12 protein-coding genes are annotated in these 14,895 nt (G+C 73.7%); 6 read left to right on the top strand and 6 right to left on the bottom strand.

The window, feature by feature from the left end:
* Nucleotides 1-419 precede the first annotated feature (419 nt).
* Nucleotides 420-1,712 (bottom strand): phosphoribosylamine--glycine ligase, encoded by a 1,293-nt coding sequence (gene purD / locus QOM21_RS19140; RefSeq protein WP_407551701.1) that lies wholly within the window; start codon nucleotides 1,710-1,712, stop codon nucleotides 420-422.
* A 380-nt stretch (nucleotides 1,713-2,092) separates the two neighbouring features.
* On the opposite strand from purD, the gene QOM21_RS19135 reads away from it, so the two are divergent.
* Nucleotides 2,093-2,881: an SLATT domain-containing protein gene (locus QOM21_RS19135; RefSeq protein ID WP_407551699.1), complete on the top strand. Its 789-nt coding sequence runs from the start codon at nucleotides 2,093-2,095 to the stop codon at nucleotides 2,879-2,881.
* Nucleotides 2,882-2,943: 62 nt separating this feature from the next.
* Here QOM21_RS19135 and QOM21_RS19130 read toward each other — a convergent pair whose 3' ends face one another.
* The 4 genes from QOM21_RS19130 to QOM21_RS19115 all read right to left on the bottom strand — a co-directional run bounded on the left by QOM21_RS19130 (nucleotide 2,944) and on the right by QOM21_RS19115 (nucleotide 6,901).
* Entirely contained in the window at nucleotides 2,944-3,594 is a 651-nt protein-coding gene (locus QOM21_RS19130) for a hypothetical protein (RefSeq protein ID WP_407555723.1), read from the bottom strand.
* A gap of 95 nt (nucleotides 3,595-3,689) precedes the next feature.
* The gene (locus QOM21_RS19125) at nucleotides 3,690-4,367 is read right to left on the bottom strand and encodes a GntR family transcriptional regulator (protein ID WP_407551697.1); all 678 of its coding nucleotides are present in this window, start codon (nucleotides 4,365-4,367) and stop codon (nucleotides 3,690-3,692) included.
* 156 nt (nucleotides 4,368-4,523) lie between these two features.
* The gene (locus QOM21_RS19120; RefSeq protein WP_407551695.1) at nucleotides 4,524-5,894 is read right to left on the bottom strand and encodes an aspartate aminotransferase family protein; all 1,371 of its coding nucleotides are present in this window, start codon (nucleotides 5,892-5,894) and stop codon (nucleotides 4,524-4,526) included.
* Between the two features lie 212 nt (nucleotides 5,895-6,106).
* Nucleotides 6,107-6,901 carry a VTC domain-containing protein gene (locus QOM21_RS19115; protein WP_407551693.1) on the bottom strand — a complete coding sequence of 265 codons (795 nt, stop codon included), beginning with the start codon at nucleotides 6,899-6,901 and terminating at the stop codon, nucleotides 6,107-6,109.
* Between the two features lie 246 nt (nucleotides 6,902-7,147).
* On the opposite strand from QOM21_RS19115, the gene QOM21_RS19110 reads away from it, so the two are divergent.
* From QOM21_RS19110 to QOM21_RS19095, 4 genes are all read left to right on the top strand, one after another.
* Nucleotides 7,148-7,816 carry a DJ-1/PfpI family protein gene (locus QOM21_RS19110; RefSeq protein WP_407551691.1) on the top strand — a complete coding sequence of 223 codons (669 nt, stop codon included), beginning with the start codon at nucleotides 7,148-7,150 and terminating at the stop codon, nucleotides 7,814-7,816.
* A complete protein-coding gene (locus QOM21_RS19105; RefSeq protein WP_407551690.1) occupies nucleotides 7,813-8,304 on the top strand; it encodes a MarR family winged helix-turn-helix transcriptional regulator in 492 nt (163 codons plus the stop codon). The genes QOM21_RS19110 and QOM21_RS19105 overlap by 4 nt, the downstream gene beginning before the upstream one ends.
* A 187-nt stretch (nucleotides 8,305-8,491) precedes the next feature.
* Nucleotides 8,492-10,255 carry a protein kinase domain-containing protein gene (locus QOM21_RS19100; RefSeq protein WP_407555722.1) on the top strand — a complete coding sequence of 588 codons (1,764 nt, stop codon included), beginning with the start codon at nucleotides 8,492-8,494 and terminating at the stop codon, nucleotides 10,253-10,255.
* A gap of 202 nt (nucleotides 10,256-10,457) precedes the next feature.
* On the top strand, nucleotides 10,458-12,320 hold the full coding sequence (locus QOM21_RS19095) for a serine/threonine-protein kinase (RefSeq protein ID WP_407551688.1): 1,863 nt from the start codon (nucleotides 10,458-10,460) through the stop codon (nucleotides 12,318-12,320).
* Nucleotides 12,321-12,381: 61 nt separating this feature from the next.
* On the opposite strand, the gene QOM21_RS19090 is transcribed toward QOM21_RS19095, so the two are convergent.
* The gene (locus QOM21_RS19090; RefSeq protein ID WP_407551686.1) at nucleotides 12,382-13,668 is read right to left on the bottom strand and encodes an adenylosuccinate synthase; all 1,287 of its coding nucleotides are present in this window, start codon (nucleotides 13,666-13,668) and stop codon (nucleotides 12,382-12,384) included.
* Between the two features lie 236 nt (nucleotides 13,669-13,904).
* Here QOM21_RS19090 and QOM21_RS19085 point away from each other — a divergent pair, with 236 nt between their 5' ends.
* Complete coding sequence (locus tag QOM21_RS19085) at nucleotides 13,905-14,861, top strand: hypothetical protein (protein ID WP_407551684.1); 957 nt, start codon at nucleotides 13,905-13,907, stop codon at nucleotides 14,859-14,861.
* The last annotated feature ends 34 nt before the right edge of the window (nucleotides 14,862-14,895 follow it).

Here is a 14,895-nt window from a genome sequence, read left to right as displayed (position 1 = left end):
AGAACACGGGACGGAACTGCGCGGTACGAGCGAGTTGCCGCAACGGGCGGGCGGACGCGGGCGTCCGCCGTGATCGCTGCTCACTCCTCACCACTGTGGCACCGGCCACTGACATCGCAATGTCGGTGAGCCACTTGCCGGACGCCGCCGCGGCAGCCGTGCCGGTGCACGGCACGGCGTCCGCAGGGCGCTTGCGCGGCACCCTAGTTGGGGGTTCCGCTCCCGTCAGCCGGATACCTGGGGTCGTCACTCGATGGAATGGCTTTGGGTAAAGCCGGGAACTGGTGGCTGCCCGGCCAGGTCCGTGCCCGCCGGGGCCCGAATACCCAGGTCACCGGTATGGCGGTACGCCACGGCCCCGCGGACACCGCCACTCGGGGCGGGTCCGCGGGGCCGTGGGCGGGCGTCCGGCGCGGGCCCTATGCCTCCGGGGCCGCCTCGCCCGGGGTCTGCCCGGCCGCCTGGTCCGCGACCTTGGCGGCGATGTCCGTGCGGTGCTGGGAGCCGTCGAGCGAGATCCGGCCGACGGCACGGTAGGCGCGCCCGCGGGCGGTGGTGAGGTCGGAGCCGGTGGCCGTGACGGACAGCACCCGGCCGCCCGCGCTGAGCACCGCGCCCGCGGCGTCCCGCTTGGTGCCCGCGTGGAGGACGTAGGCCGTGGGGGCGTCCTGCTCGGCGACGTCGGCGAGACCCTTGATGGGGTCGCCGGTCCGCGGGGTGTCGGGGTAGTTGTGCGAGGCGATGACGACCGTGACCGCCGCGCCGTCGCTCCAGCGCAGCGGCGGGAGGGCGGCGAGGGTGCCGGTGGCCGCGGCGTGCAGCAGGCCGGCGAGCGGGGTCTTGAGGCGAGCCAGGACGACCTGGGTCTCCGGGTCGCCGAAGCGCGCGTTGAACTCGATCACGCGGACGCCGCGCGAGGTGATCGCCAGGCCCGCGTAGAGCAGCCCGGAGAACGGGGTGCCACGGCGGCGCAGCTCGTCGACGGTGGGCTGCAGGACGGTATCCATGACCTCGTCGACCAGCTTGGGGTCGGCCCAGGGCAGCGGGCTGTACGCGCCCATGCCGCCGGTGTTGGGGCCGGCGTCGCCGTCGTAGGCGCGCTTGAAGTCCTGGGCGGGCTGGAGCGGCACGACCGTCCGGCCGTCGGTGACGGCGAACAGCGAGACCTCGGGGCCGTCGAGGAATTCCTCGATCACCACGCGGTCGCACGCCAGGGCGTGCGCGCGTGCGGCCTCGATGTCGTCGGTGACGACGACACCCTTGCCCGCCGCGAGGCCGTCGTCCTTGACGACATAGGGGGCGCCGAAGGCGTCGAGCGCCTCGTCGATCTCGGCGGCGTTGGTGCAGACGTAGCTGCGGGCGGTGGGGACGGCCGCGGCGGCCATCACGTCCTTGGCGAACGCCTTGGAGCCCTCCAGCTGAGCGGCCTCGGCCGAGGGGCCGAAGACCGGGATGCCACGGTCGCGTACGGCGTCCGCGACGCCCGCCACGAGGGGGGCTTCGGGACCGACGACGACCAGATCGGCCTGCAGGCCGGTGGCGAGTTCGGCGACGGCGGTGCCGTCGAGGGCGTCGACCCCGTGCAATTCGGCCACCTCGGCGATACCGGCGTTGCCGGGAGCGCAGTGCAGCGCGGTGACGTCGGGGTCGAGGGACAGAGAGCGGCACAGGGCGTGTTCGCGGGCGCCGCCGCCGATGACGAGGACCTTCACGGGTGCAGCCTAGTCGCCCGGTGGGGCGGGACGGGCCACGGGCCGGGGCGGCCGCCCGCCGGACGGGCTGCACGGCCCCGGTGGGCGGCCGGCTCCGGCGTCGGCGTCGATGCCGATGTCGATGTCGGACGGGACGTCCCGGGCGGGACGCACCGGCGGCAGCCGGGCCGAGGACGGCCGGAAACCGGCCACCGCCTCGGAGGCAACTCTTTCGGGTGAGATGCCCGGCGTCCTTATACCGGATCAGCCACCACTTCCGGGCGGAAAACCCTCGATCTTGGGCGCAAGGCCAACCGTTCGGCGGTAGGAAGGGGCTGCGCGTATCGGCCGTCTCCAGGTCCGGCGCGCACCGCACGTATCCGTAAAGAGGGAGCCCACGGGTGAGTCAGCCGGAGATGCAGCCCGAGGGACCTCCTTGGGACGAAGGCGGACGCTTCCGGCGCCCCGGGCGCCGCAGCCGGCGTCCCCGGCAGGACCGGCCCCCGGGGCGGCGGGACTTCGCGGGGCGGGTCTTCCCGCTCGGCGACTGGGGGGAGCCGGCCGACCGGCTGGACGCGCTCTATCTGTGGACCGAGGAAGGCGCGCTGCGCGCCGCCGACTGGTATCTGCACGACCGGCTGGCCAAGCGCCGCGGCGCGCGGGCACTGCGGCTGGGCGCCGCGGCCGGGGTCACGGCGGGGGGTGTGCTGCCGCTGCTGGATCTGGCGGGTGGCTGGCACGGCGGTACGCCCTGGGGCTATCTGACGCTGCTGCTCGCGGCGGTGTGTGTGGGGTGCGACCGGTATTTCGGGGTGACGGCCGGCTGGATGCGCGATCTCGCCACCGCCCAGGCCATTCACCGCAGGCTGGAGACGCTGCAGTTCGACTGGGCGTCGGAGAGCGTGCGCGAGGTGCTCGGTCCGGCGGACGGCACGGCGAGCGAGGCGGCGGAGCGCTGCCTGGGCGTGCTGCGGCGGTTCAACGAGGACATCGGGGAGCTCGTACGGTCCGAGACGGCCGACTGGATGACGGACTTCCGGGCCGGGCCCGTGCCACCGGCGACGCAGTCGATGCTGCCCTGGACGGTGGCGCCCCGGCCGGAGAGCGCGGGACCGCCCGCGCGGTTCATCCTGCCGCCGTCGGCCCGGCCGAACATGCCGCGGCAGCGGCCGCCGGAATCGCCGCGCTGAGCAGCGCGTGACGGGGGCCCGGACGGCGCGGCGCCGGGGGCGGGAGGCCCCCGGCGCACCGGTCAGCTAAAGACGATCATGGAGCCTTGGCCCAGGCTCCGGGTGGCGGCGGCGTGCAGGCCGAGCCACACGTGCCGTTCACGGGCGAACGGACTGTCGTCCAGGGGGACGGCATTCGCCCGCTCCTCCAAGGAGGTGGGTCCGGCCGGCGGTGCGGGCGCGGCCGGCGGGTTGGCCGGATCGATGCCGAGCGACGGGGCGACGAGTTCGAGGTCGCGCAGCAGGCCGTGCGAGGAGCCCAGCGGGCCGCCGCCCTCCAGCAGTTCGTCGTCGGCGAGCGGGTGCGGGAAGTCCACCGGAACGTAGGCGCCCGCGTGGTCGTAGTGCCACACCAGGTGGGACTGCTGCGCGGTCGCCTCGAACATCTCCAGCAACTGCTCGTAGTCGCCGCCCAGTTCGTCCACCGGGGTGACCTCCAGGCCGCACAGGCGCAGGAGGTAGGCGCGCCGCAGGAAGTGCAGCGCGTCGTAGTCGAAGCCCGCGACCGGCGCGACATCGCCGGAGAGGCCGGGCATGTAGCTGAAGACCGGGACCGGCGGCAGGCCCGCGTCCGTCAGGGCCCTGTCGTAGGTGGCGATCTCTTCCGAGAAGGGGTTGTCGGGGCTGTGGCACAGCACATCGACGAGGGGTACCAGCCACAGGTCACATGCCACGAGTGAGGACTCGCTTCCGGTCGGGGACGGGAACACCGGCGCACGTACAGCCACGGGTACGGCCCATTACGGCCGATGGTCGGGACAGCGTAGTGCTAGCGGGGCTTTCCCACGAGAGCGAGGGAGTGCTCGTTGTACTCCGCGATCAGGCGCTGGGCCGCCGGCAGGTCGTAGCGGACCAGGGCGTCGGCCAGCTCGCCGTGGTGGTGCCACAGGTGGCCCTTGAGATCGTCCTCGCACCGCAGCAGCGGCACCGCGAACATCCAGGTCTGGATGCGGACCCGGTCGAGGAAATCGGTGATGTACGGGTTGCCCACGATGCTGCTGAGTTCCCGCCAGAACCTCAGGTCGTAGCCGATCAGCACATCCAGGTCACCCGCTCGCGCGGCCCGTTCGGCCTCGTCGGCCCGGCGCCGTACGGAGACCAGTACCTCGGGCGGGACCTGGCGCAGTGCCTGTTCGGCGCCGCCGCGGAAGATGCCCTCGATGATCAGGGTGCGGGCCTCGACCATGGCCCGGAAGTCGTCGGCGGAGAAGGCGTGCACCTTGAAGCCGCGGTGCTGTTCGACGTCGAGGAGGCCCTGCGCGCACAGGTCGAGCAGCGCCTCGCGCACCGGGGTCGCCGAGACGCCGTACTGCTCGGCGATCTCCTTGACGGTGAACGGGTGGCCGGACGGCAGCCGGCCGGCCAGCAGTTCGTCGCGCAGCGCGTCGGCGATCTGCTGACGCAGCGTGCTGCGCCGTATGAACCCGTTGTCTGCGCCGGCGGCCATCGTGTGCGTCTCCTTCGACGACTCCATGACCGCGCAGGTGGAAGCGGCCCCCGCCCACGATAGGCGAGGGCCGCCGCGGCCACTCCCCGCGCGTCCGTCCGGGAGGCCCGGCGGACCGGGTGCCGCACCCGCGGGTGCGGCACCCGGCCGAAGGCGTCAGACGGTGTGCGCGTCCGCCGCGGTCAGGGCCTCGTCGAGGGCGGTGAGGCCCTCCTTGGCCTCGGCCTCGGTGACCGTGCAGGCCGGCACGACATGCGTGCGGTTCATGTTCACGAAGGGCCACAGGCCGCCGCGCTTGCAGGCCGCGGCGAAGGCGGCCATCGGGGCGTTGGCGGCACCGGAGGCGTTGTACGGCACGAGGGGCTCGCGGGTCTGCTTGTTCCTGACCAGCTCAAGGGCCCAGAAGACGCCCATGCCGCGGACCTCGCCGACCGAGGGGTGGCGTTCGGCGATCTCGCGCAGCGCGGGTCCGATGACCCTCTCGCCGATCTCGGCGGCGTTCTCCACGATGCGCTCCTCGGCCATCGCGTTGATCGTGGCGACGGCGGAGGCACAGGCCAGCGGGTGGCCGGAGTAGGTCAGACCGCCGGGGAAGGGCCGCTGGTCGAAGGTGGCGGCGATCTCGGCGCTGATCGCGACGCCGCCCAGCGGGACGTAGCCGGAGTTGACGCCCTTGGCGAAGGTCAGCAGGTCGGGGGTGACGTCGAAGTGGTCGGCAGCGAACCAGCGGCCGGTGCGGCCGAAGCCCGCCATCACCTCGTCGAGGATGAAGACGATGCCGTGGCGGTCGCAGATCTCGCGGACGCCGGCGAGGTAGCCGGGCGGCGGGACCATGATCCCGGCGGTGCCGGGGACGGTCTCCAGGATGATCCCGGCGATCGACTGCGGGCCTTCGAAGGCGATGGTCTGTTCGAGGTGCGCCAGGGCGCGCTCGCACTCCTGCGCCTCGTTCTCGGAGTGGAACGGGGAGCGGTAGAGGAACGGGCCCCAGAAGTGCACGACGCCGGCCGAGGCGGTGTCGGAGGGCCAGCGGCGGGGGTCGCCGGTCAGGTTGATCGCGGCGGCGGTGGCGCCGTGGTACGAGCGGTAGGCGGACAGCACCTTCGCGCGGCCGGTGTGCAGCCGGGCCATGCGGACCGCGTTCTCCACGGCCTCCGCGCCGCCGTTGGTGAAGAAGATCTTGTCGAGGTCACCGGGGGTGCGCTCGGCGATCAGCCGGGCGGCCTCGGAGCGCACGTCCACGGCGAAGCCCGGTGCGATGGTGCACAGCTTCGCGGCCTGCTCCTGGATGGCCGCGACGACCTTGGGGTGCTGGTGGCCGATGTTGGTGTTGACCAGCTGGGAGGAGAAGTCGAGGTAGCGGTTGCCGTCGTAGTCCCAGAAATAGGAACCCTCGGCGCCGGCGACCGGGAGCGGGTCGATGAGGCCCTGCGCGGACCAGGAATGGAAGACATGCGCGCGGTCGTCGGCCTTGACCGCCGCTCCGGCGGCAGGGTCGGCGGCGGAGGCGGAATGCGTCGTGGTCACGGTCAGTACCTCGGATCGGGTCGCTCGGGTCCGCCGGGGACAGGCGCGGCGAACGCCTCAAGCGTAAGGATCACGATCCGCTGACCGGTACCGACAGTGTGTATGGCACTCACCACCCGCACGGACAGAATGTCGACGGTCCTGTAGGAAGCTCCAGCACGTGGCGGCGGGGCGCGACGCCTCCTCCGGGGAGCGCCCCTCTTCAGCGGCCCTCAGCCGGCCGAGGGGAAGGCCGTCCGCACCGTGCGCCGCCACCGGCCGGCCGCGAGGTCCGGGCGAAGGGCCGCCAACGCCGCGCTGTACGCGGTGAATTCCGCGGCGTGCAGCCCGTGGCCACGCAACAGCAGGTCCGCCGCGGTCTGCCCGCCGGCGCTCCTTGTCCCGACGAGGACGAGGCCGCCGTCGGCGTGTACGGTCCGCCCGGTCGCCGGGTCGTGGCACACCAGGGCGGCGTCGCAGGTGATCCGCTCGCCGTCGGCGACGAGGGTGGTGCGCTGATGGTGGGCCGCGAGGACGGGGCGCAGGGCGGCGGGGGCGTCGATGCCGTGGGAGCGGGCGAGCTCGGTGGCGAGGAAGCGGCGCGCGGCCGGGCCGAAGGCCGCTTCGCCCGGCAGCAGCGGGCGCCGGCGCTTGACGGTCTCCGCGCGCCGCCCGTGGAGCACGATCTCCAACTGCCGCTCGCCGGTGTCCTCGTAGAGCCGCTCGCGGACCGCGAAGCGGGGTCGGCGGCGCCGCCGGTGGTCGTGGAAGGTGCGCAGGTCGGAGGTGTCGTAGTGGACGCTGCGGTAGCGAAACCAGCGGCGGCCGTTGACGCACAGGGCCGCGAAGGGGCCGCCGGGCCGGCCGCGGTCGGTGAGTTCGGCGGCGAGGGCGGCGAAGACCTCGACCGGGACGAGGTAGCCGCGGTCGACGCGGGTCAGCAGTTCCGCGCGGGCCTGGACGTCGGCGAGCGGCACGGGGCGGGCCGCCATGGCGGCGCGGGCGATGGCTCGTACGGCGGGAATCACTCGGTCTCCTCGGCGGACGGTCGGGGCGGGCGAGCGTGCGGGGCCGGGGCGCGTGGGGCGGTGCGTCGCGTCCTGTGCCCCACGCTCGGGGAAAGTTCCGGAAAGCGGAATCGAATATCCGCCAAGAGATGCATCTCGGACACTTTTTCGCGGCTCACCGAGGCCGCGGAAGAGCATTGACAGCATCCTGTCGAGAAGACAGAATACTGTCACACGCATCGTGGCTCAGCCGACCGAGGAGACGCCATGACCCGCAGCAGCCGCCCCCGCACCGTCCACCTCGCCGTCTACGACACGCTCGCGGACTGGGAGTTCGGCCACGCCGCCGCCCACCTCCGCCAGGGCGCCTACTTCCGCGCCGACCGCCCCGCCCACGACGTGGTCACCGTCGCCACCTCGACGGACCGCCCGGCGACGACGATGGCCGGCCTGCGGGTCCCCGCCGACCTGGCGCTCGACGCCCTGCGCCCCGAGGACAGCGCGCTGCTGGTCCTCCCCGGAGCCCACCTCTGGGACTCCGGCGAGGAGTTGGCCCCCTTCGCCCGCAAGGCCCGTGAGTTCCTCGACGCCGGCGTGCCGGTCGCCGCCATCTGCGGGGCGACCGCCGGCCTCGCCCGGGAGGGCCTGCTCGACGACCGGCCGCACACCAGCGGCGCGGCCCCGTACCTCGCCGCCCAGCCCGGCTACCGCGGTGGCGAGCACTACCGCGACAGCGACGCCGTCCGCGCCGACGGCCTGATCACGGCGGGGCCGACGGACGCGGTGGCGTTCGCCCGCGAGATCTTCGCCGAACTGGACGTCATGGAGCCGCAGATCCTCGACGCCTGGTACCGCCTGTTCGCCCACTCCGACGCGTCCGCCTTCCCCGTCCTGATGACGGCGGGCAGCGCGGGCTCACGGGCCGAGGACGCATGACGGCGCCCGGCAACGGCCCGCGGCCGTCCGAGGCGCCACCGGCCCCCGAACTCCTCAGCCGTACGGCCCTCGCCGTCTTCCGGCTCAACGGCCGGTTCCTCTCCGTCGCGGAGGGTCTGGCGAAGCCGGCCGGGATGACCGCCGCCTGGTGGCAGGTGCTCGGCGCCGTACTGCACGAGCCGCTGCCGGTCGCCGGCATCGCCCGCGCCATGGGCATCACCCGCCAGAGCGTGCAGCGCATCGCCGATCTGCTGGTGGAGCGCGGTCTGGCCGCCTACCACTCCAACCCGGCGCACCGCCGCGCCAAACTCCTCGCCCCCACAGAGGAAGGCCGCGCCGCGATCGCCCGCATCACCCCCGGACACGCGGAGTTCGCCGATCTGCTGCGCGAACGGCTCGGCGGCACGGACGACTTCCACCGTGTGATGACGGCGCTGGAGGATCTGGCCGACGCGCTGGAGACGCTGCCGCGACCCTCCGCGAGCTGAGCGGACCTCGGTATCCTCGCGACGGAAGAGCAGCGTGCCGGGGAACCCGGAACGGAACGGCCGACGTCGTCCCGAGTGTTCGTGCCTGCGCCTACTCTCCCGCAGGCGGATTCCGGGGGAAAGGCGGCGCATCGTGCAACAGCCGGGACGTGCTGGGCAGCAGGGACGGACGGGGCGGTCCGGGGGGATCGCCCCACTGCGGGAGCGTGATCCGCAGCGCATCGGGGAGTACCGCCTGATCGGGCGGCTCGGGGAAGGCGGCATGGGGCAGGTCTTCCTGGCCCGTTCGGACCGCGGGCGCACCGTCGCGGTCAAGCTGGTGCGCGCCGAACTCGCCGACCAGGAGGAGTTCCGCGCGCGCTTCCGCCAGGAGGTACGGGCCGCACTGCGGGTCGGCGGCGAGTGGACCGCGCCGGTGCTGGACGCGGACACCGAGGCCGCGACCCCCTGGGTCGCCACCGGCTACATCGCGGGCCCCTCGCTCCAGCAGGTCGTCGCCGCGAGCGCCGCACCGCTGCCCGAGCGGACGGTACGGATCCTGGCGGCCGGACTGGCCCGCGCGCTCCAGGCGATCCACGCCGCCGGGATCATCCACCGCGACCTCAAGCCGTCCAATGTGCTGCTGACCATCGACGGCCCCCGGGTCATCGACTTCGGCATCGCCAGGGCGCTGGAAGCCGTGACGGGCAACGGCCTGACCCGCACCGGCGCCGCGGTCGGCTCACCGGGCTTCATGGCGCCCGAGCAGGTCCGGGGCGAAGCGCTCACGCCGGCCTGCGACGTCTTCTGCCTCGGCTCGGTCCTCGCGTACGCGGCCACCGGCCGGCAGCCGTTCGGGACGGCGGACAGCGGCGTGCACGCGATGCTGTACCGCATCGCGCAGGAGGAGCCCGATCTGACGGCGCTCCCCCCGGGTCTGCACGACCTGGTCGCGGCGTGTCTGGCCAAGGACCCCGCGCAACGTCCCACGCCGAGCGAGCTGTTGGCACTGACGGAGGCCGCGGACGGCAGCGGCGGCGAGGACGAGGCAGCGGACGAGCCATGGCTTCCGGGTGCGCTGGTGGCGCAGTTGGGGCGGCATGCCGTGGAGCTGCTGGAGGCGGAGAACCCCAAGGGCGGTACGGACGGCGCCGGTTCGCGGCTCGCGCCGCCGGAACCGCCGCGGGCGGGGGCCCCGGAGGTGGGGGCGGCCCCTGGGGTGCACGGCCTGCCCACCACGGTCTCACCGTCCGCCGCCGCTGCCACGCCACCACCCTCACCGGTGCCGCAGGGCCCGGCGTCCGGTCAGGCCCCCGCGTCGGCGTACGGATATCCCTACGCGGTAGGCGGCCAGGGCACACCCTCCCCGGCTCACCCGGGCCACGGCCCCTACGGACCCGGCCGGCCGGCGACCCCGACGGCCGCACACGCGCCGCGCCGCCGTGGCTCCGGCACCGCCCTGATGGTCGCGATGGCGCTCGTCCTGGCCGGGGCGGGCGCGGCCACCGCGTACGTCCTGCTGGAGGGCGGGAGCGGCGGCGTGCGGTCGGCGAAGGACGACCGGCCCTCGGGCAAGGGCGGGACGGGCGAGGAGGGGCAGGGACCGGCCGGCGGAAAGCAGGGTTCGCCGGAGCCGGCCGGGGACGGCGGCATCCCCGCGGACTACCTCGGCACCTGGGAGACGACGGTCGGCGGCAGCAGCGCGGACGTCCGGCGCTTCCGGCTCACCCAGGGCGGCACCGGGGACACCGTGCTCACCATGACGGCCACCGGCCCCGCCTACCACTGCGAGTTCGCTGCCACTTTGGACGGCGCCGGACCGCCGGTGCGTCTGGGTCCGTCCACCGTGACGTCCGGCCCCGCCGCGAGCTGCCGGCCCGGCACCCGGAGCACCTTGGAGATGGTGGACGGCAAACTGCGGCGCACCTTCGACGACGGCAAGGCGCCCCTGACCTACGACAGGGCCGGGTGACGCGCCCGCGCGGCGGGAGCCCGCGTCCGGTACGCGAACGGCCCGGCGATCGTTCTCCCGTCGTGACGATCCCTCTGCCGTCGCGCGACCGGCGGAAGCCTAGGCTCGTCGAAGACGATCAGGGAACGGCACGCCACACGGCCGGCGGGAGCAGACCGGTCACCCGCACGACGGGCACGGGACGACACGGGGGAGGGCTCCGATGGAGGGCCTGCGCGGGCTGACGGACGGCGATCCGGAGTGGATCGGGGACTACCGGCTGCTCAGCCGCCTCGGCAGCGGCGGGATGGGCCGGGTCTACCTCGCCCGTTCCGAGGGCGGCAGGACCGTCGCCGTGAAGCTGGTGAAGACCGAGCTGGCGGCCGAGGAGGAGTTCCGGGACCGCTTCCGCGCCGAGGTGGCCGCCGCGCGCCGGGTGGGCGGCCACTGGACGGCGCCGGTGCTCGACGCCGACACCGAGGCCGACGTGCCCTGGGTCGCCACCGGCTATATCGCGGGCCCGGCGCTCAGCGAGGTCGTCGGCGGCTCCTACGGCCGGTCCGGCACCTACGGCCCGCTGCCGGAGTACTCGCTGCGGCGCCTGGCCTACGGCCTGTCCTGCGCGCTGCTCGACATCCACGGCGTGGGCCTGGTGCACCGCGACCTCAAGCCGTCCAACGTACTGCTGACCATCGACGGCCCCCGCGTCATCGACTTCGGCATCGCCCGCGCCCTGGACGCGGTCGGCGACCAGACCCAGACCCGTACGGGCACGGTGGTCGGCTCGCCCAGCTTCATGTCGCCCGAGCAGGTCCAGGGCCACCGCGTCGGGCCCGCGAGCGATGTCTTCTGCGTCGGGTCGGTACTGGCGTACGCGGCCACCGGGAGGATGCCGTTCGGCAGCGTCGCCTCGGGCGTGCACGCCGTGATGTTCCGGATCGCCCAGGAGGAGCCCGATCTCGGCGACATCCCCGACGGCGTGCGGGAGCTGATCGCCGACTGCCTGGCCAAGGACCCGGCGGCCCGGCCCGCGCCGGAGGAGATCGCCTCCCGGCTCGGCCCGGTGAACAGTGGCGCGGCGGCGTCCCCCTGGCTGCCGGCCGAGCTGATCGCGCGCCTGGGCCGGCACGCCGTACGCCTGCTGGACACCGACACCCCGCCCGGCGGGTCCCCGCCGCGCCGTCGCACGGACGGCCGGCCGCCGGGCGAGACCGCGACGACCCTCTTGACGGCGCGGCCGGACGGCGGCGAAGGCACCCCGCAGGCGGCTCCGGCGGACCCGCGGCAGGCTCCGCCCCCGCGGCGCCGGTGGCTCCCCCTTCTGGCCACGGCCGTCACCGCGGCCGTCGCGACCGCGGTGGCCGTACCCCTGCTGACCGGTGGCGCCGGGCCCGACGACCGCCCCTCGGACATCCCGTCCCGCTACGTGGGCACCTGGACGGGCGCGGTCCAGCGCGACGGCACCCCCACCGGGCAGCAGCGCCGGTTCGTGATCTCGCACGGCAAGGTCGGCGAGGTGGTCGCGAACAGCACCAGCCTCGGCGCGAGCTACGAATGCCGCAGCGACGCCAAGCTGGTCGCCGCCACGGCCGGCGACGGGAGCCCGGGGCTGCGGCTGGACACCAAGGTCGTGAAGTCGGTCCCGCCCGGCCGCTGCTCCGCGCTCGGCGAGCACACCCTGCGCCCGGGCGGCGCCGGCACGCTCACCTGGGCGGCGGCCGGCCGGACCGCGACGCTGCGCCGGACCGCCCCCGCCGCCGAGCAGGTACCGGCCGCCTTCCTCGGCACCTGGCAGCGGCCGAACGCCGACGGCTTCGGCACGCAGCGGCTGACCATCAAGCGGGCGCCCGTCGGCAGCCCGGTGCTCACCACCGTCGTCGTGGGCAGCGGCGGGCGGTGCACCGCGCACGCCGACCTCTACTCCGCCGACGGCAGGCTGACCGTCGGGCCGTCCGTCATCGACCGGGCGGCGCCCGGCTGCGCGCCGAGCAGCACCTCGGTCCTCCAGGTCAACGGCGACGGCACGCTGCGCCGCGAGTTCCTGGGCGACGACAAACAGCCGCGGACCTACTCCAGAGCGGAGTAGGCCCACGGCCGGTGGTGCGAAGGCGCCCTTCCGGGCGGGAGGGGCAGCGGCCCCCGAGGCGCTACGACAGGAACGAGTTGATCTCGATCGTCTCGTCGCGGCCGGGGCCGACGCCGATCGCGGAGATCGGGGCGCCGGACATGTCCTCCAGCGCCTTGACGTACGCCTGCGCGTTCTTCGGCAGGTCGGAGAACGTCTTCGCCTTGGTGATGTCCTCGGACCAGCCCGGCAGGTTCTCGTAGATCGGCTTCGCGTGGTGGAAGTCGCTCTGGCTGTAGGGCAGCTCCTCGACGCGCTTGCCGTCGATCTCGTACGCCACGCAGACCGGGATCTGCTCCCAGCCGGTGAGCACGTCGAGCTTGGTGAGGAAGAAGTCCGTCAGGCCGTTCACGCGGGTCGCGTAGCGGGCGATGACCGCGTCGAACCAGCCGCAGCGGCGGTCACGGCCGGTGGTGACACCGCGCTCGCCGCCGATCCGGCGCAGCGCCTCGCCGTCGTCGTCGAACAGCTCGGTCGGGAACGGACCGGCGCCGACACGCGTCGTATAGGCCTTGAGGATGCCGATCACGCGGTTGATCTTCGTCGGTCCGACGCCCGCACCGGTGCAGGCGCCGCCCGCGGTCGGGTTCGAGGACGTGACGAAGGGATACGTGCCGTGGTCGACATCCAGGAGCGTGCCCTGACCGCCCTCGAACAGCACGACCTTGCCGTCGTCGATGGCGTTGTTCAGCAGCAGCGTGGTGTCGGCGACGAAGCCCCTGAGCTGGTCCGCGTAGCTCAGCATCTCCTCGACAACCTGGTCCGCGACGATGGCGCGGTGGTTGTAGAGCTTGGCCAGCACCTGGTTCTTGAAGTCGAGGGCCGCCTCGACCTTCTGGTGCAGGATCGACTCGTCGAAGAGGTCCTGCACGCGGATGCCGGTGCGGTTGATCTTGTCGGCGTAGGTCGGGCCGATGCCACGGCCGGTGGTGCCGATCTTGCGCTTTCCGAGGAAGCGTTCCGTCACCTTGTCGACGGTGATGTTGTACGGCGTGATCAGATGCGCGTTACCGCTGATCAGCAGCTTGGACGTGTCGACACCGCGCTCGTTGAGTCCGCTCAGCTCGGAGAGCAGGACCGCAGGGTCGACGACGACGCCGTTGCCGATGACCGGGGTACACCCCGGCGAAAGGATTCCGGAAGGGAGAAGGTGCAGCGCGTACTTCTGGTCGCCGACGACGACCGTGTGGCCGGCGTTGTTGCCGCCCTGGTAGCGCACCACGTAGTCAACAGACCCACCGAGCAGATCGGTGGCCTTTCCCTTGCCTTCATCACCCCACTGAGCACCGAGCAGCACAAGTGCGGGCACAGGCGTACACCCCTTCCGGGCGGGGCAGGACCAACGTGCGTGGATGACGTCCGTATGCGTGTTCACGCGCACGTCATCGCTGGATCCGTTGGACCGGTGCCCCGGAATAGACGAAGCCCCTGGCGCAATAGCGCAAGGGGCTCTTGCACCGAGATGCTACCTGAGGAAGGACCGAGGTGTCGGCGCAGCCTTCTGGGCACTCTCCCGCAGACTCCGTTCGGGGGTACCCCCTGCTCGTGGTCATCGACCCGGTCGCCCGCAGTACGGACGGCGAATCCGTACGCATCGCGAAGGATGTCCTGTGCGCTCGCGCGGGAGCGAAAATCTGCCTGCCGCAGGACCCGGAGGAATTCGCCCGGGCGCTGGCCCGCCGCGGCCACCGGCGGCCGGTGGTCATCGGGGACGACCGCGCCCTGCTACGGGTCGTGGGCCTGCTCCACAAGGAGCGCGAGCTGGCGGGGGTCACGGTCTCGATGGTCCCGGTGGGGGCCCCTGCGGCGGTGGCGCTGAGCCGTGCGCTGGGCGTCCCCTCGGACACGGTGGCCGCGGCGCGGGCCGTCCTGGACGGCGCCGAGCGGCCGATGGACCTGCTGACCGACGACAGTGACGGAATCGTGCTGGGCGGGCTGCGCATCCCCGGCGGGGAGGCCGGGGTGCGGGCCGGGAACGGCCGCTATGTGCCGCCCGCGGCCACGCCGGCCGACGCGTGGGACGGCCGGCCCGGCGGCGCGGCCGCGGGCGGGCACCGGCCGTGGTGGGAGCCGGCGGCGCGGACGGCGCGTTCGGCACTGTCACTGCTGTCGTCGCCTGCCTGCGGGATCGGCGGGCGGCGCGGGCGGGTGCCGGCCCAGCGGCTGCGGATCGAGGCGGACGGCATCATGCTGGCCGATCTGGACCGCCCGGTGCGGGGCGTCTCGGTGATGCCCGGCGGCCAGGGCGGGGCGTCCGGACCGGCCCGGACGGGGCCCGACGGTGATGTCTTCGAGCGCCGCGTCGCCCACGCGGGCGGGCTGGCCGAGGTCGTGGTGCACTGGCCCGGCTCGGACCGTCCCGTACGGGCACAGGCGCGAGCGGTGACGGTGTCCGGTGCGGACTTCCACTACCGGGCGGACGCGGTGGTGGGCGGCCCGGTCAGGACCCGTACCTGGACGGTGCAGCCGGCGGCCTGGCGGCTGACGCTGCCTCGGCCGTAGAAACCCCGGGCGCGCGGGCCCGGCAAGATCCGGA

Source organism: Streptomyces sp. Pv4-95 (assembly GCF_045782725.1).
GTDB lineage: Bacteria > Actinomycetota > Actinomycetes > Streptomycetales > Streptomycetaceae > Streptomyces.
Note: the sequence above shows the minus strand (reverse complement) of the source record. Positions and strands in the feature narration are given on the sequence as shown.